We start from the raw sequence: 19,949 nt of genomic DNA, 5'->3' as shown, positions 1-19,949 counted from the left end.
ATCCACATCACGAATAATGATTTATATTCAGCACATCAGGAAAAAACTGATATCCTGAAATGAGTTACACGGTCACATTGAGATCGCAATGAAATATCAACAACTGGAAAATCTTGAAAGCGGCTGGAAATGGAAATATCTGGTAAAGAAGCACCGGGAAGGTGAGCTGATTACCCGCTACATTGAGGCCAGCGCTGCGCAAGCTGCGGTAGATGACTTGCTGACGCTCGAGAATGAACCTGTGCTGGTGCATGCCTGGATTGAGCAGCATATGAATCCGGCGCTGATGAACCGCATGAAGCAGACTATCCGCGCGCGACGGAAACGCCATTTTAACGCCGAGCATCAGCATACGCGTAAGAAGTCGATCGACCTTGAGTTTGTCGTCTGGCAGCGCCTTGCCGGTCTGGCGCAGCGGCGGGGGAAAACCTTGTCCGAAACCATTGTTCAGCTGATTGAGGATGCTGAGCATAAAGAGAAATATGCCAGTAAAATGTCGAGCCTGAAGCACGATCTGCAGGTACTGCTGGGTAAAGAGTAACCGGCATGCCCGATTAGCGGTTGCTAAGGCGCAGGTCGCAGCGCACGGTCGACAATGCACAATCCATCGCTCACGGTCTTTCAGCTATCAGCTATCAGCCTTCAGCCTTCAGCCCTCAGCCGCTAAAGCGAGCGAGAAGGCATAAAAAAACCCGCCGAAGCGGGTTTTTTCATCAGTGATAACTTAAGCCGCAGGCTGAGTTACAACTTCTTTGTAGCCTTTAACTTCGATCTCTACACGACGATCCGGAGCCAGGCAATCGATCAGGGCAGCGCGAGCTTTCACGTTGTCACAGGTGTTGCCAGTAACCGGGTTGGATTTACCCATGCCGCGAGCGGAGATTTTGCCAGCCGGGATGCCTTTAGCAACCAGGTAGTCAACAACGGACTGAGCACGTTTCTCAGACAGCTGCTGGTTGTAAGCTTCGGAACCGATACGGTCGGTGAAGCCCATAACAACTGCGGAACCGTCTTTCGGATCCATGTTGCTCAGCTGGGTGTACAGCTGATCCAGAGCCTGCTGACCTTCCGGTTTCAGGGTCGCTTTGTTGAAGTTGAACAGTACGTCAGACTTCAGGGTGAAGTGCTTGGTAGCCACTTCCGGAGCCGGAGCCGGAGCCGGAGCTACAACCGGTGCAGCATCTTCCTGACCGAAACGGTAGGAAACACCCAGGCTCAGCATGCCGTTATCAGGACGGGTACCAACAGTGCCAGCGTCGCCGATGTTGTTAACCCACTGGTATTCCAGACGGGTAGCGATGTCACGAGTAACAGCCCACTCTACGCCGCCAGCAAATACTGGGGAAACGCCAGTGTCGTGTTCGCTACGGGAAACGCCGGTGGAAGCGTAGTTGCCTTTGGAGTCAGCGCGCCAAACCATGCCGCCCAGACGGGTGTAGATATCCAGATCGTCAGTGATCGGGTAACCCAGTTTAGCGGTCAGCTGAACGCCCTGAGCTTTGAAAGCACCGTTATCAACGCTGCCTTTATATGCCATACGGCCCAGCCAGTCATAACCCATTTCGAAACCGAGGTACGGGTTAACCTGGTAACCACCGAACGCACCAGCACCAAGCTGATCGTTACGGGTCGGACCATTGTTGTTCTGGAAACCGTTACCGTAGAAACCGGTGTCGTGATACTGGGACCAACCCAGTTTACCACCTGCATACCAGGTGTTATCTTTCGGAGCGGCCTGCGCTACGGTAGCGAAGCCAGCCAGTGCCACTGCAATCGCGATAGCTGTCTTTTTCATTTTTTGCGCCTCATTATCATCCAAAATTCGCCATGAAGTTACAAAAGACCTCACGGTTAAATCCTTCACCGGGGGCGTGACTTGTTGTTAACTATGCTGATACATGCAGCGTAAGCCGATCACCCCTGGCGATGTAAAGTCTACAACTTAGTTCAAAACTTACAAGTGTGAACTCTGTCAGGCATATGAAAAAAAAGGGTTGTGTACACAATATTTAACAAATATGGTTGATTTTCGTACACGAAAAAAAGGCACAAATCCCCGTGTGGCAGGCATTCCGCGAAAAAGACCCTAAAAAACACAACGCCTTTACCACCGGTAAAAAAAATTCCAGGAATAATCCTAATTTCACTCAATGATACAAATTTGAGTGAATTTTTAGCCCGCTGAGTTGTCTGCCGAGCGTGCCCTGATTTCGGACCGGGCGCATGATGAACCCCATCGCGCAGCCTTCCTGGGCGGCATTGACCAGACGCTCATGTTCGTCAGCGGTTAACTCCTCCGCCAGCCAGCAGATAACCACACTATAATTACCGGTGCGCAGGGCGCGGATCATAGAGTCTACGGTATGGCAAGGAGAGAGCTGACTAATTTGCATGACTTTAGACAGCGGCAGACCGGCAGACTGAACCCACTCGCGGCTAAGCTTTTGTTGCGGCGTAAGCCACAGCTGCCAGCGAGACTGTTGACCCAGCTGCTGTAATAAAGGTAGCAACAACAACTGTGTCATCATGGGTTGATCTTCACGATAGACAATTTCACTGATCAGCCCATTGGCGGCCTGTTCGCCAGAACGATGAGCGTAGTGGCCTGCCGGAGCAGAAGCCTGTGCTGAACGGTTTGCGTGAGCTGAAGTAAACATAGTCTATCCCGCCTGTAGTTACTGTATGCATATACAGTATATCCACCAGGGGAAAAGATCAACCGCAATTTGTCATTTTACTGATGGAAATTTAATCACTTTCAGCCACCCTGACTATCCGGCTTTGCGGCTGACCTCAACACTATCCTTAACGCCGGCTAATCCTTTCTCTCCTGTCTTCCAGTTGCAGCAACAGCTGCAATTTTCTGAAAGCGTCTCGCAAAACCGCACTCTGGTGGAAAAGCAGGCAAAAATCATCTTGCTGCTGTCAGGGAAGTCCCTTATGTTTTCTCTTAGCGGATCCGTTAACAACTTAAGTTTAATTACATGATTCACAAAGGAATGATCATGAAAAACTTGTATGTCCGCGGCTCCCGCAATTTCAGGCCTGCGTCTCACCGCTGGGTCAACTTCATTCTCGCCCCCTGTTTGGCGGCTACAGCCTGGCTATCGAAGATACCGTGTTTGCGATGGTGGCAGAGGGAAATATTTATCTGAAAGCCTGCGAGCAGAGCGCTGCCTATCGGGTAGAACACCATAATCCTTTATTGATGCTGCGCCGACATGGGCGCATCGTGCCGCTAAAGTATTATCAAATTGACGATGCCTTGTGGCGCGATGAGAAACAGCTTTTCCGCTTATCGCTGATGTCGTGGCAGAGCGCCCAGCGTGAAAAATGTCGCCGCCGGTCGTCGGGACGCCTGAAGGATTTACCTAATATCAGCTTTCATATGGAATTGCAGCTGATTCACTCGGGCATACCCGATGTGTTAGCACTACGGGAGGTGGGCGCCCGCCAGGCCTGGCTAAAGCTGCGTGAGAATAATGCTTCCCTATCACACAACGTCTTGCTGGCGCTGGAGGGGGCTATCGTTGGCGTTCACGCCGCCGCGCTCCCGACGCCACGGCGTCAGGAGCTTCTGGAATGGGCGGCTGCCCGCTAGCGGACAACGGTTATTCCGTTTGAGCGTGTACCCGCTGCTGCAGGCGGCAGATTTCAGGCAACAGCGCCAGCAGCAGGCCAATCTGTTGTAACACAAGGGGCTCTTTACTGTCCGCGCGCGGCTCCAGATGGTGGATCCGGTCTTGCAGGCTGGCCAACGCCTTCTGCACTCGCTGTTCATCCGCTGGGGTATGATGTAAGGCATCATCCACATAGCAGACCGCATCATCCAGCAGGGCGAGGATGTCCGGCGTGGACAGTTTTTCCCGATGTGCGCCGAGGGCGGAGATGTAGCTGGTGAAGGTATGATTGAGACACAGCAGGCGAAAGGCGGTCTCGCGCTGTGCGGCATCCGCCCGTGGTTCCGTCGACAAGTTCGAGACGACGGAAGCCAGCTCAGCATCGCGGTTGTAGGCGTCACGGCGTGCGACACGGTAGGCCAGCCGGTTGTCGCGGCCCTGGTGGTACTGCTCCAGGATGGCATCCAGATAACGGCAGTTCGCGTTCATCGCGCGATCCAACACCCGTGGCAGGTTGCGGAATTTCCAGTCCGGCCAGATGAAGCTCACTGCCGCCCAGGCGATGGCGCAGCCGATCAGCGTATCAATGATGCGCGGCAGGGCGACTTCAAAACCTTCGCCAAGCAAGTTAAAGCACAGCAGCACCAGCAGCGTAATAAACATCGTGGCATGGGCGTACTGCACGTTACGGAAGGCAAAGAACAGCACGCCGGTGAGAACGATCAGCAGCAGCTGTCCTTCAACCGACGGTACCAGCAGGAGGACCGGCAGGCCGATCGCCACCCCGACCAGGGTGCCGATGATCCGCAACGCCAGGCGATGGCGGGTGGCGTTATAGTTCGGCTGACAGACGAACAAGCTGGTCAGCAGGATCCAGTAGCCGTGCTGAAGCCCGGTAAACTGGATAAAAGCGTAGCCGGCGCAAAGCACCAGCGACATACGCACCGCGTGGCGAAAGAGGGCTGACTCTGGCGACATATTGCGCTGCAGGCGCAGCCAGATATCGTTCAGCCCGCCGAGCCTGTCGTCGGCCAGCAGCGTCTCGGTATTACTCCCGGCGGGCGCCGTGGTTTGCACCGATTCAATGGTGGCCAGTTGCGCATCAATGGCGCGCAGGTTATTGAGTAAATAGCCGAGGGCGTTGAGCTGCTCGTCGGATGCGCCGCCGGCGCGCACGCGCTCGAGTGCTGCATCGAGATGCATAAACGCCCGTTCGAAATGGGCATCATGCTGATAGGGTTCGCGTAGCAGAATCGCCCGCGAGAGTTTCTGACAGGCCTGCGCCTGCATCGACAGCATGCGCTGGAAACGGAACATCACATCGCTGTAGCGGAATTGATCGCGCAGAGTCTGATATTGGATATGCGATGAGCTGGCGCGTTCATGAATATCCTGGGCCACAAAGTAATACTGCAGCGTGCGACGAGTACCGCGCTGCCCACGGTCGCCTCGTAGACGGGTCAACAGTGAAACCTTGGTTTGGTTAAGGGTCGCCACCAGCTGGCCGTTGGCGAGGGCCAGATCGTACAGCGGCGCCTGGCTCTCATCCTCAAGGTCTGGATCAAACAGCCGTGATTTGAGCTCCAGATAGCGGGCCAGTTGCTCATAGCTACGTGCCAGGTTGTCCTGCAGTGGACGAATCGGAAAGATCAGGTGGCCGGACAGCGTCAGCAGGTTGTACCACACGGCACCCGCCAGCAGGAACAACGGCTGCAGATACCAGTGATCGTACAGCGTAACGCCAAGCATGGTGTAGATGGCGATAAGCAGGGCGCCGAAGGCAATGGTCGCATAGCGCTGGCCGAGGCCGCCGAGCAAAATAAAGCCGATCGTAGACACGGTCAGACCAAGGGCAAACAGCGGCGGCCACGGAAACAGCAGCTCCACAGAGGCGGAGGCGATGAAAAAGCAAACCAGAGTAATGGCGAGGTTGCGCAGACGGCCCGCCAGACGGTCGTCAAGGTCGGTCAGCGCCGCGGCCACGACGCCGAGGGTGAGGGGGATGGTCAGTTTGACTTCGCCGATCCACCAGGGAAACAGCGTCGTGCCGCAGAGCGCGATAAAAATGCGTACGTTATAAAGCCAGGCGCTGTTCCAGGTGTAGCGGCGTAGCAAGGGGCTAATCATGTCCGTGTTCCGTTCGGTTACTGAAAGCGACGACGCGCATTGGCTTCACGCGCGGCGCGCGCGGTTTCCACAGAGACGACCCGGCGCCCCACTGGCCAGAGGGCGATGGCGGCGATTTTAAAATTAGCGATCCCCACCGGGATGCCTATGATAGTCAGGCACTGGGCGATGCCGCTGAAAATATGCATCAGGCACAACCACCAGCCGAAAAAAATAAACCACAAAATGTTCAGGATGGTGCCGCCGGCGTTCAGCAGACTGTTTTGTCGACCAGGCTCGAGCTCATCAACATGAATCGCCTCGTTACCGTAGGGGAATAACGAAAGGCGAGTGATTTCCCAGCAGGAACGAGTCAGCGGCAGCGTGACGATCAGCATAATGCTGACCAGGGTGGCGAGCAGCCAGCCTAAAGTGGTGGCGAAACCGCCAAGAATAAAGTTCAGAATATTCAGAATGGTACGCATAAACCCTCGGTTTTGCCCTGTGGATAAGAAGACCTGACAATTGTAACGTTTTTTTGCGCTGGAGCACCTGGTCCGGGGCGGTTAAACTGAAAAACAATCCACCCTGATTGAAAATCGATATTATATGGAACTTAAAGCGACAACATTGGGCAAACGCATGGCTCAGCATCCTTATGACAGGGTGCAGTTACTGAACGCCGGGGTAAAGGTTTCCGGCGATCGTCATGAGTATCTTATCCCTTTCAATCAGTTATTGTCAGTGCATTGTAAGCGCGGTCTGGTCTGGGGCGAGCTGGAGTTTGTGCTGCCGGACGATAAAGTCGTGCGTTTGCACGGTACCGAATGGAGCGAAACGCAGCGCTTTTATCACCATTTACATACGCTCTGGCAGCAGTGGAGCACGGAAATGAGCGATATCGCCGCCGGGGTGCTGAAGCAGCAGCTGGCAGCCATCGAACGCACCCGGGCAGAAGGTAAGTGGCTGACGCGTCAGCAGGTAGCGGACGTTCAGGATAATATTCGCCATGCGTTAACCGGGCTGCCGATGCCCACCAGCCGGCTTGACGCCTTTGATAACTGCCGGGAACTGTGGCGGGAGTGTCAGCGCTGGTTAGGGGATATTGAAGCGGCGCGTCAGGCCCATAACCAGGCCTTTACCGAGGCGATGCTGGAGCAGTATCGCGGCTTTTTTGACGGCGTGGAATCCTCCCCGCTCAACCCGTCGCAGGCGCGGGCGGTGGTGAACGGCGAGCGCTCCCTGCTGGTGCTGGCGGGAGCGGGCAGTGGTAAAACTTCGGTGCTGGTGGCGCGAGCGGGCTGGCTGTTGGCGCGGGGAGAAGCGGCGGCAGAGCAAATTCTGCTGCTGGCGTTCGGCCGCCAGGCGGCGCAGGAGATGGATGAGCGGATCCGCGAGCGTCTGGCTTCAGACGATATTACCGCCCGCACCTTCCACTCGCTGGCGCTGCATATTATCCAGCAGGGCAGCAAAAAAGTGCCCACCATCAGTAAGCTGGAAAGCGATACTGCGGCCCGCCACGCATTGCTGCTGAAAAGCTGGCAAAAGCAGTGCCAGGAGAAAAAAGCGCAGGCGAAAGGCTGGCGTCTGTGGCTGGAAGAGGAGATGGGCTGGCAACTGCCGGAGGGGGACTTCTGGCAGGATAAAAAAGTGCAGCGGCGGATGGCCAGCCGGCTTGACCGCTGGATCAGCCTGATGCGCATGCACGGCGGCTCCCAGGCGGAGATGATCGCCGGCGCGCCGGAAACGGTACGCGATCTGTTCAGTAAACGGGTGAAGCTGATGTCGCCGCTACTGAAAGAGTGGAAAGCGGCGCTGAAGGCGGAGAATGCGGTCGATTTTTCCGGCCTGATCCATCAGGCGGTCAATATTCTCGATAAAGGCCGCTTTGTCAGCCCGTGGAAACACATTCTGGTGGATGAATTTCAGGATATTTCGCCGCAGCGAGCCTTGCTGCTGGCCGCGCTACGCCGGCAAAATAGCCAAACTACGCTCTTTGCCGTTGGCGATGACTGGCAGGCGATTTATCGGTTCAGCGGGGCGCAGCTCTCCCTGACCACCGCGTTCAACCATTACTTTGGCGAAGGGGACTGCTGTGCGCTGGATACCACCTATCGTTTTAACGGGCGTATCGGCGAAATAGCCAATGGTTTTATCCAGCAGAATCCGCATCAGTTAAGCAAACCGCTGAACAGCCTGACGGCGGGAGATAAAAAGGCCGTCACGCTGTTAGCCGACGATAAGCTGGACGATCTTCTGGATAAGCTGAGCGGTTACGTTAAGCCCGAGCAGCGGATCCTGCTGCTTGCCCGCTATCACCATCTTAAGCCCGAGGCGCTCGATAAGGCGGCGACGCGTTGGCCGCACCTGCAGCTTGATTTTATGACCATTCATGCCAGTAAAGGTCAGCAGGCCGACTATGTCATTGTGCTGGGACTGCAGGAGGGCGTGGATGCGTTTCCGGCCCCGGCGCGCGAGTCGATCATCGAGGAGGCGCTCCTGCCGCAGCCGGAAGATTTTCCGGATGCGGAGGAGCGTCGACTGCTGTACGTGGCCATAACCCGCGCCCGTCACCGGGTGTGGCTGTTATTTAACAAGGCGCAACCGTCGCCGTTTGTTGAGATCCTGCAGGCGCTGGATGTGCCTGTGGCCAGGAAGCCGTAATCGCGGCTCGATTATTTCAGGCGCTCGGCAAGATAGCGTGGATAATCCGGGATCAGAATATCGAGCGGTTGAGCGAAGTGCGGCGACTGGATAATAAAGTCAGCGGTGGAGACGTTAGTGGCGACCGGAATGTTCCAGACCGTGGCCAGGCGCAGCAAGGCTTTGACATCCGGGTCGTGAGGAACCGCGTTCAGCGGATCCCAGAAGAAGATCAGCACGTCGATTTTGCCTTCTGAAATGAGAGCGCCCACCTGCTGGTCGCCGCCCATCGGGCCGCTCAGCATGGCATTGACCTCCAGCCCGGTAGCCCGGGAGACCAGGTTGCCGGTAGTGCCGGTGGCGTACAAAACATGTTGCGCCAGCAGCGCCTGATGGCGAGCAACCCATTTCATCAGCATATCTTTGCAGTGATCGTGAGCCACCAGCGCGATATGTTTTTGCGCGGGCAGGGTACGTGTTGTCAGTTCCATATTTTCATTCCACATTTTGACCTGTTGACAGATTACTGAATGTGGCTGTCGCTGCAAGCATCGCGGATGAAAATTTTGCTGGATCTGTGGGTTAGCCTGGATGGCCCCCTGCTGCGGATTAGCATACACTTAGGTGAAATAGCAGGAGGAAACCATGAAAGAGAATGATATTGCTGACATCCTGACCTCGACACGGACGATTGCGCTGGTCGGAGCCAGCGACAAACCTGACCGTCCGAGCTACCGGGTCATGAAGTATCTGCTGGATCAGGGGTATCACGTTATCCCGGTTTCGCCGAAGGTGGCGGGCAAGACGCTGCTGGGGCAGCAGGGATATGGAACGCTTGCCGATGTTCCGGAAAAGGTCGACATGGTTGATGTCTTCCGTAATTCAGAAGCGGCATGGGGCGTGGCGCAGGAGGCGATTGCTATCGGCGCGAAAACGCTGTGGCTGCAGCTGGGAGTGATCAATGAGCAGGCCGCAGTGCTGGCCAGAGAAGCCGGGTTAAACGTGGTGATGGATCGCTGCCCGGCCATAGAGCTGCCGAGACTGGGATTAGCAAAATAACAAAAAACCCCGCCAGGCGGGGTTTTGTTTAGTTGCGAAGGCGCGGAGCCTGCAGCTGCTGGCGAATCGTTTTGGCCAGCTCGTCAAGGGACGGCTGTTCCGGGTGTTCGTCGCGGGTTTCGCTGCTCAGCTGCGCTTCTGCCAGATAGGTGTGGATCGGCTGACCGTCATCATCTTCCATCACTACATGGTACCAGGGCGCCGCACGCAGTTCGTCATTGGCGACAATTTCATCCTCTTCCGGCTCCGCGAGCGAGTACTCGGGATCGACATCGACGATGACGCCCAGGTAGCCCAAGAGCGTATGGCGGACCTGTTGGCCGATACCGAATTTGCTGGCTATCATAGGCACCTCCTGGGAAACATGAATACTCCCTATATGAGGCTCATGTTTCGTTTTTCAAGTTACATGACGCGACAGGCAAACCCCTTCAGATACAGCCCTTCCGGGTAGGTTGCGATCACCGGGTGGTCGGCAGCCTGACGGAACTGTTCTATAAATTGTACATCACGCCCGGCATCAATTGCGGCATCTGCGATGATTTTCTGAAATAAATCGGTGGTCATCAGGCCGGAACAGGAGAAGGTCAGCAGCACGCCGCCGGGGTTCAGCAGCTGGATCGCCAGCATATTGATGTCTTTATAGCCGCGGCATGCGCCCATCAGCTGGCTTTTGTTTTCCACGAACTTCGGCGGATCCATCACGATGACGTCGAATTTCTCTCCCTGATCCCGGTACTTACGCAGCAGTTTGAATACGTCGTCGCGCACAAACTCCGCTTTGGACAGATCCAGCCCGTTGAGCTCCACGTTCTGGCGCGCAACGTCGAGCGCCTCCTGCGAGGTATCCACGCTGGTGACCTTGCGGCAGCCGCCCATCAGCGCCGACACCGCAAAGCCGCCGGTGTAGGAGAAGCAGTTCAATACCCGTTTGTCCGCCACGTAGCGACGGGTCGCCAGGCGACTGTCGCGCTGGTCGAGGTAGTAGCCGGTTTTGTGCCCGCCCTGAATATCAACCAACAGCTTCATACCGTGCTCGGTAATCGGCAGCAGCGCTGGCGGCAGTTCTCCCACCACCGGCCCCTGGGCCAGCTCCAGACCCTCTTTTTTACGCACCGCGACATCGCTGCGGTCGTAAATGGCGCAGTCCGGGAACAGGGTCTGCAGGGCGCTGATGATGGCGGCGCGCTGGTATTCGGCGCCTGCGCTGAGGAGCTGCAGCACGAAAAAGTTGCCAAAGCGGTCGATCGTCACGCCCGGCAGCCCATCGGACTCGCCGGCGATCAGACGGTAGCTGTCGAGGCCATCGCGCTCGGCCAGCCAGGCACGCCAGGTTTGCGCTTGCTGCAGGCGGCGTTCAAAGAAGGCGTTATCGATGGCTTCGTTGCGGTCGAATGTCCACACGCGGGCACGGATCTGTGACGAGGGCGAGTAAGCGCCGCGGGCCAGCCATTTTCCCTGATGGTCAACGATATCGATGGTTTCACCGCTGCGGGCTTTACCTTCCATACGGGCGACGCCGCCGGAGAAAATCCACGGATGGCGACGCAGCAGGGATTTCTCGCGTCCTTTGGCTAACATTAAGCGGGGGAATAGGGAATCTGTCATGGAGCTACCTTTAAGCAACGGGAATGTCGGCACCGAAAAATGGCGCGTAGATTAGCACACCTGGCGCACGCAAGCATCTTTCCTCCGGCAGGCGCAGGTGAGCGTTTCGGCACAAAACGCAGGCGCATCGGCACATTCACCGTGCATGGGCTGTCATACCCTGTCTTCTCACCCCCAGGAGGAGAAGACGATGAAAACAGGAATGCGGATGGCCGTGGCGATGGTCGCGGCAGTGAGCAGTGGCGCGATGGCCGCGCCGTTTAGCGTGAGCAGCGATGATATGCATGACGGGCAAGCGCTGGCCCAGCAGCACTGGTTTGCCGGTTTCGGCTGTACCGGAGGCAATGTCTCTCCGCAGCTGGCATGGAAAAATGCCCCGGCGGGGACGCGCAGCTTCGCGGTCACCGTCCGGGATCCTGATGCGCCTACCGGCAGCGGCTGGTGGCACTGGACGGTGGTCAATATCGCCAGCAGCGTCTTTTCGTTACCCGCTGGTGCGGGAGATAAAAACAGCGCTACACTGCCGGACGGAGCGGTGCAGGGGCGCAATGATTTTGGCTATGCCGGCTTCGGCGGCGCCTGCCCGCCGGCGGGAGATAAACCGCACCGCTACCGTTTTACGGTGTGGGCGCTGGATGTCCCCACGCTGCCGGTGAATGCCGAGGCCAGCGGGGCGCTGGTCGGGTATCTGTTACACAGCCATGCTCTCGCCAGCGCGCAATTGACGGCGACGGCCGGGCGCTAAAACAAAAGGGTGGTCGGATGGAGAGTATCCATTTTCAGCATAACGCCCTGACCGCCGCGGAGATTACCACCCGACGGCTGTGCAGGCTGCACCGCGTGCGTCTGTTTTCCCCGGCGCTCTGTCGGGTGAAACGCGGCAGCAAAGTGATTGTGCAAGGGGAGAGCCGTGTGCTGGCGACACCGCAACAGCTGATTGTGTTGCCGGCTGACGTTGAGCTGGAAGTGATTAACCAGCCGGACAACGGCCTCTTTTGCTCCGATCTGCTGTCGCTGACGCCTGAGCTGCTGACGGCGTTTAAGACCCGCTATCTCAGCGAAAAACCACCGGGGCGTCTGACTTCGCTCTGCGCCCCGGTGACCAGTGAGCTGGCTTTTATGTGGCAAAGCGTTCTCCAGGCGGTGCGGGAAGGATTATCCACTGCTTTGCAGCAGCACCAGACCATGGGCCTGCTGCTGGCGCTCCACGAGGCGGGGTATGCCGGCCCGCTGCTCGTCGAGCGGCAGCAGGATCTGTCGGCGCAGGTTCGGCAGCTGGTCATGCTATCGCCGGCGCAGGCATGGAGCGTGTCGCGGGTGGCGAAAATGCTCTTTCTCGGAGAGTCCACGCTGCGCCGTCGTCTGCAGCAGGAATCGCAGAGTTTTCGCCAGATCGTCGAGGAGGTGCGGATGGCCCACGCCCTGGGACGGCTGCAGACCACCTCGCGGCCAATAGGCGAAATCGCGCAGAACAGCGGATATCAGTCGGGATCGCGCTTTACCGCGCGCTTTCGCCAGCACTATGGTTTACTACCAAAGCACGTACGCTGAGCGAATTTGCTATCCTCAGCGTAAAGGGTAAGTCAAAAGGAGAGGTTAATGGCCAGTATCTGCACCATGGCATGGGTATACGGTTCCGTTCAGGGCGTAGGGTTTCGCTATTCCACGCAGCGGGAAGCGCTGCAGCTGGGGTTGACCGGCTATGCCCGTAATCTGGACGACGGCGGCGTAGAAGTCCTTGCCTGCGGCGAGGCGGAGCAGGTGGAGAAACTCATCGCCTGGCTGAAAGCCGGCGGGCCGCGCAGCGCGCGGGTTGACCGGGTGTTGACTGAACCCCATCAACCCACCCGCAGCTGGGACAAATTCGCGATCCTCTATTAGATGCACTTTACCGGCTTCGGCAGCCCGGCGATTTTGGTCGCCTGTTTGGCGGGGCCTTTCGGGAACAGGCGATAGAGATAGCGGCTGTTGCCTTTCTCTTCACCAAACTTGTTGGCCATCGCCTTGACCAGCATGCGGATCGCCGGTGATGTGTTGAATTCAAGGTAAAACTCGCGCACAAAGCGCACCACTTCCCAGTGTTCAACGGCGAGCGTTATCCCTTCCTGCGCGGCGATAACGTCGGCCATCGCCTCGCTCCACTGGGTAGTATCCTTCAGATAGCCTTCGCTATCCGTCTCAATTTCGTTGCCTTCAAAAATAAACATAATTTTTCACATACCGCCTGAAACTGGCCGCAGTGTAGCAAAAAAAAAGGCCCCGCATAAGCGAGGCCTCTGGTAGCAGGGGAGCGGTTAGTCCCGGCTGGCGAAACCCAGGATGCTCAGCAGGCTGACAAAGATGTTGTACAGCGAGACATACAGGCTGACCGTGGCGCGAATGTAGTTGGTTTCACCACCGCGGATGATGTTGCTGGTCTCGAACAGGATGGCGCCCGAAGAGATCAGGATGAACACCGCGCTAATCGCCAGGTGCAGCGCCGGCAGCTGCAGGAACAGGTTAGCGACCATACCAATCAGCACCACTACCACGCCGGCCATCAGCATCCCGCCGAGGAAAGACATATCTTTGCGCGTCGTCAGCACGTAGGCCGAGCAGCAGAAGAAGACCAGCGCCGTACCGCCCAGCGCCAGGCCGATTAAATCACCCATGCCGGCAGAAAGGTACGCGTTCAGCATCGGCCCAAGGATATAGCCGAGGAACCCGGTGAAGGCGAAAGCGGAAATAATCCCGGTGGGCTTATTCGCCGTTTTATAGGTCAGGAACATCAGACCGTACATCCCCACGAGGGTCAAAATCAGCCCCGGGGAAGGCAGCATCAGCACCGTGCTGGCGGTAGCGGTGATGGCGGAAAACGCCAGCGTCAGGCTGAGCAGGAAGTAAGTGTTACGCAGAACCTTGTGCGTGCTGAGCAGCGAGGAACGGTCACGCGATGATGTAATTATGCGATCCATGAGTCACTCTCTTATGACAGATGTAATTAGGGATAAAGAATAAGAAAAACAAGCGTGAAGCCCTAATGCTTTTACCCATCTTTACTTAGTTTTTGCCGCGTTTGACTAGCATAAAATTCTACATGGATTGGAAAAAGCGATATGTTTTCGCGTTTCGCTTCGGTGAGCCGATCGAAATCTTATAGGTTGCTGAAAAATATTGCTTTATTGAAATTCTGCGACTAAGTGTGGAAGGGGGAATAACTCCGTACGTTAAAGGCAAAGGGAAATGACATTACATAAAAACAATCACATCACGCGAACGCTCCTGGCCGTAAGTATGATAGCAATGTTCGGCGGGGCGCAGGCGGCGCAGGTGCCGCCGGGGACTCAGCTGGCAGAAAAGCAGGAACTGGTCAGAAATAACGGCAGTGAACCTGCCTCACTCGATCCGCATAAAGTCGAGAGCGACATTGAATTCAACATCATTAGCGATCTCTTTGAAGGGCTGGTCAGCGTGACGCCTGCGGGGGCGATCCAGCCCCGACTGGCGGAACGCTGGGAAAACAAGGACAACCTGTTATGGACCTTCCATTTACGCCCTGGTCTGACCTGGTCCGACGGCACGGCCATCACGGCGCAGGATATCGTCTGGAGCTGGCAACGGCTGGTCTCGCCAACCACCGCCTCCCCCTATGCGAGCTATCCCGGCAATATGCATATCGCCAACGCCCGTGAAATTGCCCTGGGGCAAAAGGGACCGGAGACGCTGGGGGTGAAAGCGCTGGACGACACCACGCTGCAGGTCACTCTGAACCAGCCGAATGCCGCCTTCCTGGCGATGCTGGCGCACCCTTCGCTGGTACCGATCGACAAAGTGCTGGTGGAGCGTTTTACCGATAAATGGACCCGCCCAGAGCATATCGTTACCAGCGGCCCGTATAAGCTGACCCAATGGGTGGTGAATGAGCGGTTGGTGGCTGAACGTAATGCGAAGTACTGGGATAATGCGCACACCGTTATTAATAAAGTGACTTACCTGCCCATCTCTTCCGAGGCTGCCGATGTCAACCGCTACAAAGCGGGGGAGATCGATATTGTTTATACGGTGCCGATCAATCAGTTTGCGCAGTTGCAGAAAACCATGGGCGACCAGCTGGACGTTTCGCCGCAGCTGGCGACCTATTACTACGAATTCAATACTACCCGGCCGCCGTTTAACGACGCCCGAGTGCGTCGCGCGCTGAATATGGCGCTTGATAAAGATATCATTGCCGGAAAAGTACTTGGCCAGGGGCAGCGCCCGGCCTGGGTGATCAGCCAGCCGGATATCGGCGGTGTGACGCTGCACAACCCGGATTACGCCAGCTGGCCGCGCGAGAAGCGGATTGCCGAGGCGAAAAAACTGCTGGCGCAGGCGGGGTATGATGACAGTCACCCATTGGTCTTTACCCTGCTGTATAACACCTATGAGTCGCACCAGCGTATCGCCATCGCCGCCAGCTCTATGTGGAAGAAAAACCTCGGCGTCGAGGTGAAGCTGCAGAACCAGGAGTGGAAGACGATGCTGGATACCATGCATACGCATAACTTTGACGCTGTCCGCTATGCCTGGACCGCCGACTACGACGATGCCGCCACCTTCCTCAACACTTTCCGTACCGGGGATAGCGAGAACACCAGTCAGTACAGCAACCCGACTTACGATGAGGCGCTGCGCAATGCGGCGAAAGCCTCCGACGTGGCGAGCCGGGGCAAATACTATCAACAGGCGGAAGATCTGCTGGCGCAGGATGTTCCCGCCATTCCGGTCTATCACTATGTGCGTACCCATTTAGTGAAACCCTGGGTGGGAGGCTTCACGCCGGATAAGCTGGGGTATTACTACACCAAAGACATGTACATTAAAAAACACCCATCCGCTAGCGGCGACGGGCGCTGATTTTCTGCGCGAACTGCCTGAAATTCAGACGAATAACACAAAATTGTTTGTTTTTAAGGCAGTTGAACAAAATGGTGCTTTACAGCATCCGCCGAGGTGTTTATAGTGCGCCTCACACCGGAAGTGTGGCCGAGCGGTTGAAGGCACCGGTCTTGAAAACCGGCGACCCGAAAGGGTTCCAGAGTTCGAATCTCTGCGCTTCCGCCATATAAAAGAAGGGGTTACCGAAAGGTAACCCCTTTTTACTTTTCCCCTGGCCGTTCTGACGGCGCGTCATCTTCACGTCACGACTGCGCAAACCCACCCTGCCTGCAGCGTTATCGCTGGTGAAAATGTGACGATTAATCCATTTCAAATTGTTGTTATTTTAATTATTCAGTCTCACATTATAAACGGAAATGGTGCTCAGGAATAAAAAACCTGGTGCAAAATATCTTCGTCTATACTTGGAAAACGATGATTTACCTGCCATGGTGCTTTCGCAGAAACAGAGACCAGTGAGGTCAGCATGCCTGTCATTAACCCGCAAGATATCAAAGCATTACGGGCGTTGGTTGAACAGAAATTAAAATACACGCTGTGTGTTAACTTAAATAAAGCGACACATGGCGATATTTTTAACGCGGTGGCGCTAGCCATTCGTCATTTTCAGCAGGACCATTTTCTGACGAGCCAGGCGCGGCAGCGCGAAGAGCGAAAAAAGCGCGTTTACTACCTGTCGATGGAATTTTTACTCGGCCAGTCGCTGCGTAATAACCTGGTGAATATGAATTTACTGGACGAGATGCGCCTGGTGGTCAATGACCTGGGGTTTGATCTTGAACTGATCCTTGACGAGGAGCCTGACGCCGCGCTGGGTAACGGCGGGTTAGGCCGTTTAGCCGCTTGCTTTATCGACTCGATGGCTACCCTTGATATTGCCGCATCCGGGCATGGCATCAAATACGAATATGGGCTTTTTCGCCAGTCCTTTCAAAACGATCAGCAGGTCGAGCATCCTGATGACTGGCACTCCATGCATTCCCCATGGCTGGTGGAGCATCACGCTCAGCAAATTCTGATCCCGCTGGGGGGGTATATTGAGCACAGCGAAGATATTGATGGCAACTACAATCCGATGTGGCTCGGTTGGAAAACCATCATCGGTATTCCCCATGATTATTTTGTTTCCGGCTACCGGGATACATCAACTAACACGCTGCGCCTTTACAGCGCGGTGGCCTCTGACTCCTTTAATATCCATATTTTTAATCGCGGGGATTATATTAAGGCAGTAAGTGAGAAAATCGCCTCGGAGAATATTTCAAAAATACTCTATCCTTCCGATGAGGTCCTGACCGGAAAAGAGCTGCGTCTGACGCAGGAGTATTTTTTGGTGGCCTGTACGCTACGGGATATTTTTCGTGACTATGCCGAGGTTAATGACGACATTACTTTGCTAGCGCAGCATGTGGCTATTCAGCTTAATGACACCCATCCGGCATTAGCGGTGGTGGAGCTGATGCGGATCCTGGTCGATGAATACCGACTGCCATGGGAGCAGGCGTGGGAGATAACGCAAAATACCTGCGCCTATACCAATCATACGCTGATGCCGGAAGCGCTGGAGACCTGGCCGGTGTCGTTGTTTGAGAAACTACTGCCGCGTCATTTGCAGATTATCTTTGAGATTAACCATCGTTTCCTTGAAGAAGTAGCCCGGCGCTGGCCGGATAAACCTCATCTGTTATCTTCACTGTCTTTAATTGACGAGCATCACGATAAGCAAATTCGCATGGCTAATCTGGCCATTGTCGGTAGCCACCGCGTCAACGGAGTAGCGTGGCTGCATTCGGAACTGGTCAAAAAACAGTTGGTGCCCGACTTCTATTTTATGACCCCGGAGAAATTCATTAATCAGACCAACGGCGTCACGCCGCGTCGTTGGGTGCAGCAGGCTAACCCGGGCCTGGCAGAATTTTTACAGCAACAACTGGGGGAAGGGTGGCCAACTGATTTACCCCTGCTTTCCCGCCTGGAAGATCTGGCCAGCGAGCCAGCCGTGATTGAGCGTATCCGGGCCATAAAATTTGCCAATAAAACCGCACTCAGCGAGCTGGTGGCTCAACGCTACGGCATCGCGCTGGATCCGCTGGCGATGTTTGACTGTCAGGTCAAACGTATTCATGAATACAAGCGCCAGTTGCTCAATATTCTGCACGTGATCGCGCTGTATCTGGATATCAAAGAGAACGGGCGTACTATCGCGCCAAAGGTGCATCTGTTTGCGGGTAAAGCGGCGCCAGGCTATCGGATGGCAAAGCTGATTATTCAGTTGATTAATACCGTTGCCCGAAAAATTAACAGTGACCCGCAGGTTGCCGGGCAGCTTAAAGTGGTATTCCTCGAAGATTATAAAGTCTCGCTGGCGGAAAAAATCATTCCCGCCACGGATCTCTCTGAGCAAATTTCCACCGCCGGCACCGAGGCGTCCGGCACCAGCAATATGAAGTTTGCCATGAACGGGGCGTTAACTATTGGCACCTATGATGGGGCGAACATCGAAATCCGCGAGGCGGTGGGGAGCGAGAATTTTTATCTGTTTGGCGCGGTGGCGGAAGAGATTGAAGAGAGCCGACGCCTTGGGCGGCATCATGGGTTCTATCATGACAACCCGGCTATCGCGCGTGTTGTCGATAGCCTGGTATCCGGGCTGTTTTCAGCCGATCGCGAGCTGTTTGCGCCGCTGCATCAGATGCTGACAGGGGCCGATCATTACTGCCATCTGCTGGATTTCGACAGTTATTGTCTGGTGCAACGGCAGGCAATGGCCGATTTTGAACAGCCGGATCAGTGGCACCGCCGGGCCTTGCTCAATATTTGCCGGATGGGGGAATTTTCCAGCGACCGAACCATCCGCGGCTACGCCAGGGATATTTGGGGTATCAGGTGCTAAAGAGAGCACATGCCGAACAGAGCAGGGACGCGTCGACGGTTATCAGCCAACATTGAGGATGAACATGAACGTTGAATTACATACTGAGCAGGGCGTCAAGGTCATTGTGCCCCTGGTTCGCCGGCTGGATGCTTCCGTCGCGTCAGCGTTTAAGCAGCAGGTTCTTGAGGCCCTTGACGGTCAGACGAAAAACCTGGTGCTGGACCTGAGCCACGTCGATTTCATCGACAGTAGCTGCCTGGGTGCCCTGGTATCCATTCTCAAGAGCGTCAGTGGGCAGGGAGAGCTGGTGCTCTGCTCGGTCAATGGGACAATCCAAAACCTGTTCAAGCTCACCCGCATGGATCGCGTCTTTTCGATTAAAGAGACTCGTCAGGATGCACTGAACCTGTTGACTGCGAAATGACGCTCAGGCAGGCCTGGAAGGCCGCGGATTATCGATCGCCCGTTCATTCTTCGATAATCCGCGCCTTTGGTTTGCTCAGCAGAAGCATCACCAGCGCGACGTAGGGCATCGGCTTCCAGAAATAGTAGCCCTGCAACAGATGAATATTTTGCCGGTTGAGATAATCCAGCTGGGCCTGGGTTTCGACCCCCTCGGCAATGATGCGCAGTGACAACGTCCGGGCCATCTCTATCACGCTGTCCAGTAGTTTGCTTTGCGGCGACTCGCCGGTGACGCGGCCGACAAAGCTCTGATCGATTTTGATATAGTCGAAAACCAGCTCATGCAGATAGGAAAGCCCGGAATAGCCGGTGCCAAAGTCGTCCAGCGCGATGGAAAACCCGCGGGAGTGTAACGCGTTGAGCTTGTCGACAACCGCCTCGTTGAGCAACAGCGGCTCCTGTTCGGTGATCTCCAGCATCAGCTTCACCGCTGTGCCCTCAAAGCCGCGCTGAAAGTGCAGGCAGTCATCGATAAACGACGGGGCGTTGATGGCTTTGTTGAATAAATCAGATTTCGGGTAAGTCTCCCCCGTAGCGGGTTGTGTTTTCAGGCATACCTGCTTTCGTCATTTTGTTCAGCGCTCGTACCAGGGCCATAGCCTCTGCAACCTGACCATCGTAGTCACGCAGTGTCAGTGAACCTCCGAACAGCTGTT

20 protein-coding genes, 1 tRNA gene and 2 pseudogenes are annotated in these 19,949 nt (G+C 55.7%); 12 read left to right on the top strand and 11 right to left on the bottom strand.

The window, feature by feature from the left end; genetic code table 11:
* The first annotated feature begins 88 nt into the window (after window positions 1–88).
* On the top strand, window positions 89–541 hold the full coding sequence (gene matP / locus ACLH1I_RS05925; RefSeq protein ID WP_002898404.1) for a macrodomain Ter protein MatP: 453 nt from the start codon (window positions 89–91) through the stop codon (window positions 539–541).
* Window positions 542–724: 183 nt separating this feature from the next.
* Here matP and ompA read toward each other — a convergent pair whose 3' ends face one another.
* Together ompA and sulA are read right to left on the bottom strand one after the other, a co-directional pair.
* A complete protein-coding gene (gene ompA, locus ACLH1I_RS05920) occupies window positions 725–1,795 on the bottom strand; it encodes a porin OmpA (protein WP_004201430.1) in 1,071 nt (356 codons plus the stop codon).
* A 352-nt stretch (window positions 1,796–2,147) separates the two neighbouring features.
* Window positions 2,148–2,657, bottom strand: a complete 510-nt coding sequence (gene sulA / locus ACLH1I_RS05915; protein WP_017899460.1) for an SOS-induced cell division inhibitor SulA — start codon at window positions 2,655–2,657, stop codon at window positions 2,148–2,150.
* 25 nt (window positions 2,658–2,682) lie between these two features.
* Between sulA and ACLH1I_RS05910 the strand changes: the two genes are divergently transcribed.
* Both ACLH1I_RS05910 and ACLH1I_RS05905 read left to right on the top strand, forming a co-directional pair.
* Window positions 2,683–2,988: a hypothetical protein gene (locus tag ACLH1I_RS05910; RefSeq protein ID WP_158238036.1), complete on the top strand. Its 306-nt coding sequence runs from the start codon at window positions 2,683–2,685 to the stop codon at window positions 2,986–2,988.
* 70 nt (window positions 2,989–3,058) lie between these two features.
* Window positions 3,059–3,601, top strand: a complete 543-nt coding sequence (locus ACLH1I_RS05905) for a TfoX/Sxy family DNA transformation protein (RefSeq protein ID WP_198080176.1) — start codon at window positions 3,059–3,061, stop codon at window positions 3,599–3,601.
* A 10-nt stretch (window positions 3,602–3,611) separates the two neighbouring features.
* On the opposite strand, the gene yccS is transcribed toward ACLH1I_RS05905, so the two are convergent.
* Both yccS and ACLH1I_RS05895 read right to left on the bottom strand, forming a co-directional pair.
* Entirely contained in the window at window positions 3,612–5,747 is a 2,136-nt protein-coding gene (gene yccS, locus ACLH1I_RS05900; protein ID WP_004201435.1) for a YccS family putative transporter, read from the bottom strand.
* A gap of 17 nt (window positions 5,748–5,764) precedes the next feature.
* Entirely contained in the window at window positions 5,765–6,211 is a 447-nt protein-coding gene (locus ACLH1I_RS05895) for a YccF domain-containing protein (RefSeq protein ID WP_004201437.1), read from the bottom strand.
* 124 nt (window positions 6,212–6,335) lie between these two features.
* Between ACLH1I_RS05895 and helD the strand changes: the two genes are divergently transcribed.
* Window positions 6,336–8,390 (top strand): DNA helicase IV, encoded by a 2,055-nt coding sequence (gene helD / locus ACLH1I_RS05890; RefSeq protein ID WP_048323587.1) that lies wholly within the window; start codon window positions 6,336–6,338, stop codon window positions 8,388–8,390.
* Window positions 8,391–8,401: 11 nt separating this feature from the next.
* Here the strand turns inward: helD and mgsA are convergent, their stop codons facing one another.
* A complete protein-coding gene (gene mgsA, locus ACLH1I_RS05885) occupies window positions 8,402–8,860 on the bottom strand; it encodes a methylglyoxal synthase (protein ID WP_004201439.1) in 459 nt (152 codons plus the stop codon).
* Between the two features lie 154 nt (window positions 8,861–9,014).
* Here mgsA and ACLH1I_RS05880 point away from each other — a divergent pair, with 154 nt between their 5' ends.
* Window positions 9,015–9,428 (top strand): CoA-binding protein, encoded by a 414-nt coding sequence (locus tag ACLH1I_RS05880; RefSeq protein ID WP_004201441.1) that lies wholly within the window; start codon window positions 9,015–9,017, stop codon window positions 9,426–9,428.
* Window positions 9,429–9,456: 28 nt separating this feature from the next.
* On the opposite strand, the gene hspQ is transcribed toward ACLH1I_RS05880, so the two are convergent.
* Window positions 9,457–9,774, bottom strand: coding sequence for a heat shock protein HspQ (gene hspQ / locus ACLH1I_RS05875; protein ID WP_198080170.1), 318 nt, complete (start codon window positions 9,772–9,774; stop codon window positions 9,457–9,459).
* Window positions 9,775–9,833: 59 nt separating this feature from the next.
* The gene (gene rlmI / locus ACLH1I_RS05870) at window positions 9,834–11,009 is read right to left on the bottom strand and encodes a 23S rRNA (cytosine(1962)-C(5))-methyltransferase RlmI (RefSeq protein ID WP_072140415.1); all 1,176 of its coding nucleotides are present in this window, start codon (window positions 11,007–11,009) and stop codon (window positions 9,834–9,836) included.
* A gap of 217 nt (window positions 11,010–11,226) precedes the next feature.
* Between rlmI and ACLH1I_RS05865 the strand changes: the two genes are divergently transcribed.
* The 3 genes from ACLH1I_RS05865 to yccX are packed head-to-tail and all read left to right on the top strand — an operon-like array spanning window position 11,227 to window position 12,917.
* The gene (locus tag ACLH1I_RS05865; RefSeq protein ID WP_048295781.1) at window positions 11,227–11,781 is read left to right on the top strand and encodes a YbhB/YbcL family Raf kinase inhibitor-like protein; all 555 of its coding nucleotides are present in this window, start codon (window positions 11,227–11,229) and stop codon (window positions 11,779–11,781) included.
* A 17-nt stretch (window positions 11,782–11,798) separates the two neighbouring features.
* Window positions 11,799–12,587 (top strand): AraC family transcriptional regulator, encoded by a 789-nt coding sequence (locus tag ACLH1I_RS05860; protein ID WP_198080174.1) that lies wholly within the window; start codon window positions 11,799–11,801, stop codon window positions 12,585–12,587.
* 48 nt (window positions 12,588–12,635) lie between these two features.
* Window positions 12,636–12,917, top strand: coding sequence for an acylphosphatase (yccX, locus tag ACLH1I_RS05855; RefSeq protein ID WP_004201446.1), 282 nt, complete (start codon window positions 12,636–12,638; stop codon window positions 12,915–12,917).
* On the opposite strand, the gene tusE is transcribed toward yccX, so the two are convergent.
* Both tusE and yccA read right to left on the bottom strand, forming a co-directional pair.
* The gene (tusE, locus tag ACLH1I_RS05850; RefSeq protein ID WP_004201447.1) at window positions 12,914–13,243 is read right to left on the bottom strand and encodes a sulfurtransferase TusE; all 330 of its coding nucleotides are present in this window, start codon (window positions 13,241–13,243) and stop codon (window positions 12,914–12,916) included. The genes yccX and tusE overlap by 4 nt on opposite strands.
* Before the next feature lie 87 nt (window positions 13,244–13,330).
* Complete coding sequence (gene yccA, locus ACLH1I_RS05845) at window positions 13,331–13,990, bottom strand: FtsH protease modulator YccA (protein ID WP_002898458.1); 660 nt, start codon at window positions 13,988–13,990, stop codon at window positions 13,331–13,333.
* 268 nt (window positions 13,991–14,258) lie between these two features.
* Between yccA and ACLH1I_RS05840 the strand changes: the two genes are divergently transcribed.
* The 4 genes from ACLH1I_RS05840 (at window position 14,259) to ACLH1I_RS05825 (ending at window position 19,252) form a co-directional block, all read left to right on the top strand.
* On the top strand, window positions 14,259–15,911 hold the full coding sequence (locus tag ACLH1I_RS05840; protein ID WP_048323594.1) for an ABC transporter substrate-binding protein: 1,653 nt from the start codon (window positions 14,259–14,261) through the stop codon (window positions 15,909–15,911).
* A gap of 119 nt (window positions 15,912–16,030) precedes the next feature.
* Window positions 16,031–16,118: transfer RNA gene (locus ACLH1I_RS05835), tRNA-Ser, on the top strand.
* A gap of 301 nt (window positions 16,119–16,419) precedes the next feature.
* Window positions 16,420–18,846 carry a glycogen/starch/alpha-glucan phosphorylase gene (locus ACLH1I_RS05830; protein WP_198080175.1) on the top strand — a complete coding sequence of 809 codons (2,427 nt, stop codon included), beginning with the start codon at window positions 16,420–16,422 and terminating at the stop codon, window positions 18,844–18,846.
* A 64-nt stretch (window positions 18,847–18,910) separates the two neighbouring features.
* Complete coding sequence (locus ACLH1I_RS05825; RefSeq protein WP_004201450.1) at window positions 18,911–19,252, top strand: STAS domain-containing protein; 342 nt, start codon at window positions 18,911–18,913, stop codon at window positions 19,250–19,252.
* Window positions 19,253–19,295: 43 nt separating this feature from the next.
* On the opposite strand, the pseudogene ACLH1I_RS05820 reads toward ACLH1I_RS05825, so the two are convergent.
* Together ACLH1I_RS05820 and ACLH1I_RS05815 are read right to left on the bottom strand one after the other, a co-directional pair.
* Window positions 19,296–19,784, bottom strand: a pseudogene (locus tag ACLH1I_RS05820) (EAL domain-containing protein); the annotation flags it as partial.
* Window positions 19,785–19,800: 16 nt separating this feature from the next.
* Window positions 19,801–19,949, bottom strand: a pseudogene (locus ACLH1I_RS05815) (IS5/IS1182 family transposase); the annotation flags it as partial.

Source organism: Klebsiella sp. 1SOBk10mer, from assembly GCF_046602535.1.
GTDB lineage: Bacteria > Pseudomonadota > Gammaproteobacteria > Enterobacterales > Enterobacteriaceae > Klebsiella > Klebsiella quasipneumoniae.
This window is presented reverse-complemented; position numbering and strand designations above follow the sequence as displayed.

Coding starts and splice junctions, on each gene's coding strand:
- matP (WP_002898404.1), top strand. CDS start 89: ATGAAATATCAACAACTGGAAAATCTTGAAAGCGGCTGGAAATGGAAA.
- ompA (WP_004201430.1), bottom strand. CDS start 1,795: ATGAAAAAGACAGCTATCGCGATTGCAGTGGCACTGGCTGGCTTCGCT.
- sulA (WP_017899460.1), bottom strand. CDS start 2,657: ATGTTTACTTCAGCTCACGCAAACCGTTCAGCACAGGCTTCTGCTCCG.
- ACLH1I_RS05910 (WP_158238036.1), top strand. CDS start 2,683: ATGCATATACAGTATATCCACCAGGGGAAAAGATCAACCGCAATTTGT.
- yccS (WP_004201435.1), bottom strand. CDS start 5,747: ATGATTAGCCCCTTGCTACGCCGCTACACCTGGAACAGCGCCTGGCTT.
- ACLH1I_RS05895 (WP_004201437.1), bottom strand. CDS start 6,211: ATGCGTACCATTCTGAATATTCTGAACTTTATTCTTGGCGGTTTCGCC.
- helD (WP_048323587.1), top strand. CDS start 6,336: ATGGAACTTAAAGCGACAACATTGGGCAAACGCATGGCTCAGCATCCT.
- mgsA (WP_004201439.1), bottom strand. CDS start 8,860: ATGGAACTGACAACACGTACCCTGCCCGCGCAAAAACATATCGCGCTG.
- ACLH1I_RS05880 (WP_004201441.1), top strand. CDS start 9,015: ATGAAAGAGAATGATATTGCTGACATCCTGACCTCGACACGGACGATT.
- hspQ (WP_198080170.1), bottom strand. CDS start 9,774: ATGATAGCCAGCAAATTCGGTATCGGCCAACAGGTCCGCCATACGCTC.
- rlmI (WP_072140415.1), bottom strand. CDS start 11,009: ATGTTAGCCAAAGGACGCGAGAAATCCCTGCTGCGTCGCCATCCGTGG.
- ACLH1I_RS05865 (WP_048295781.1), top strand. CDS start 11,227: ATGAAAACAGGAATGCGGATGGCCGTGGCGATGGTCGCGGCAGTGAGC.
- ACLH1I_RS05860 (WP_198080174.1), top strand. CDS start 11,799: ATGGAGAGTATCCATTTTCAGCATAACGCCCTGACCGCCGCGGAGATT.
- yccX (WP_004201446.1), top strand. CDS start 12,636: ATGGCCAGTATCTGCACCATGGCATGGGTATACGGTTCCGTTCAGGGC.
- tusE (WP_004201447.1), bottom strand. CDS start 13,243: ATGTTTATTTTTGAAGGCAACGAAATTGAGACGGATAGCGAAGGCTAT.
- yccA (WP_002898458.1), bottom strand. CDS start 13,990: ATGGATCGCATAATTACATCATCGCGTGACCGTTCCTCGCTGCTCAGC.
- ACLH1I_RS05840 (WP_048323594.1), top strand. CDS start 14,259: ATGACATTACATAAAAACAATCACATCACGCGAACGCTCCTGGCCGTA.
- ACLH1I_RS05830 (WP_198080175.1), top strand. CDS start 16,420: ATGCCTGTCATTAACCCGCAAGATATCAAAGCATTACGGGCGTTGGTT.
- ACLH1I_RS05825 (WP_004201450.1), top strand. CDS start 18,911: ATGAACGTTGAATTACATACTGAGCAGGGCGTCAAGGTCATTGTGCCC.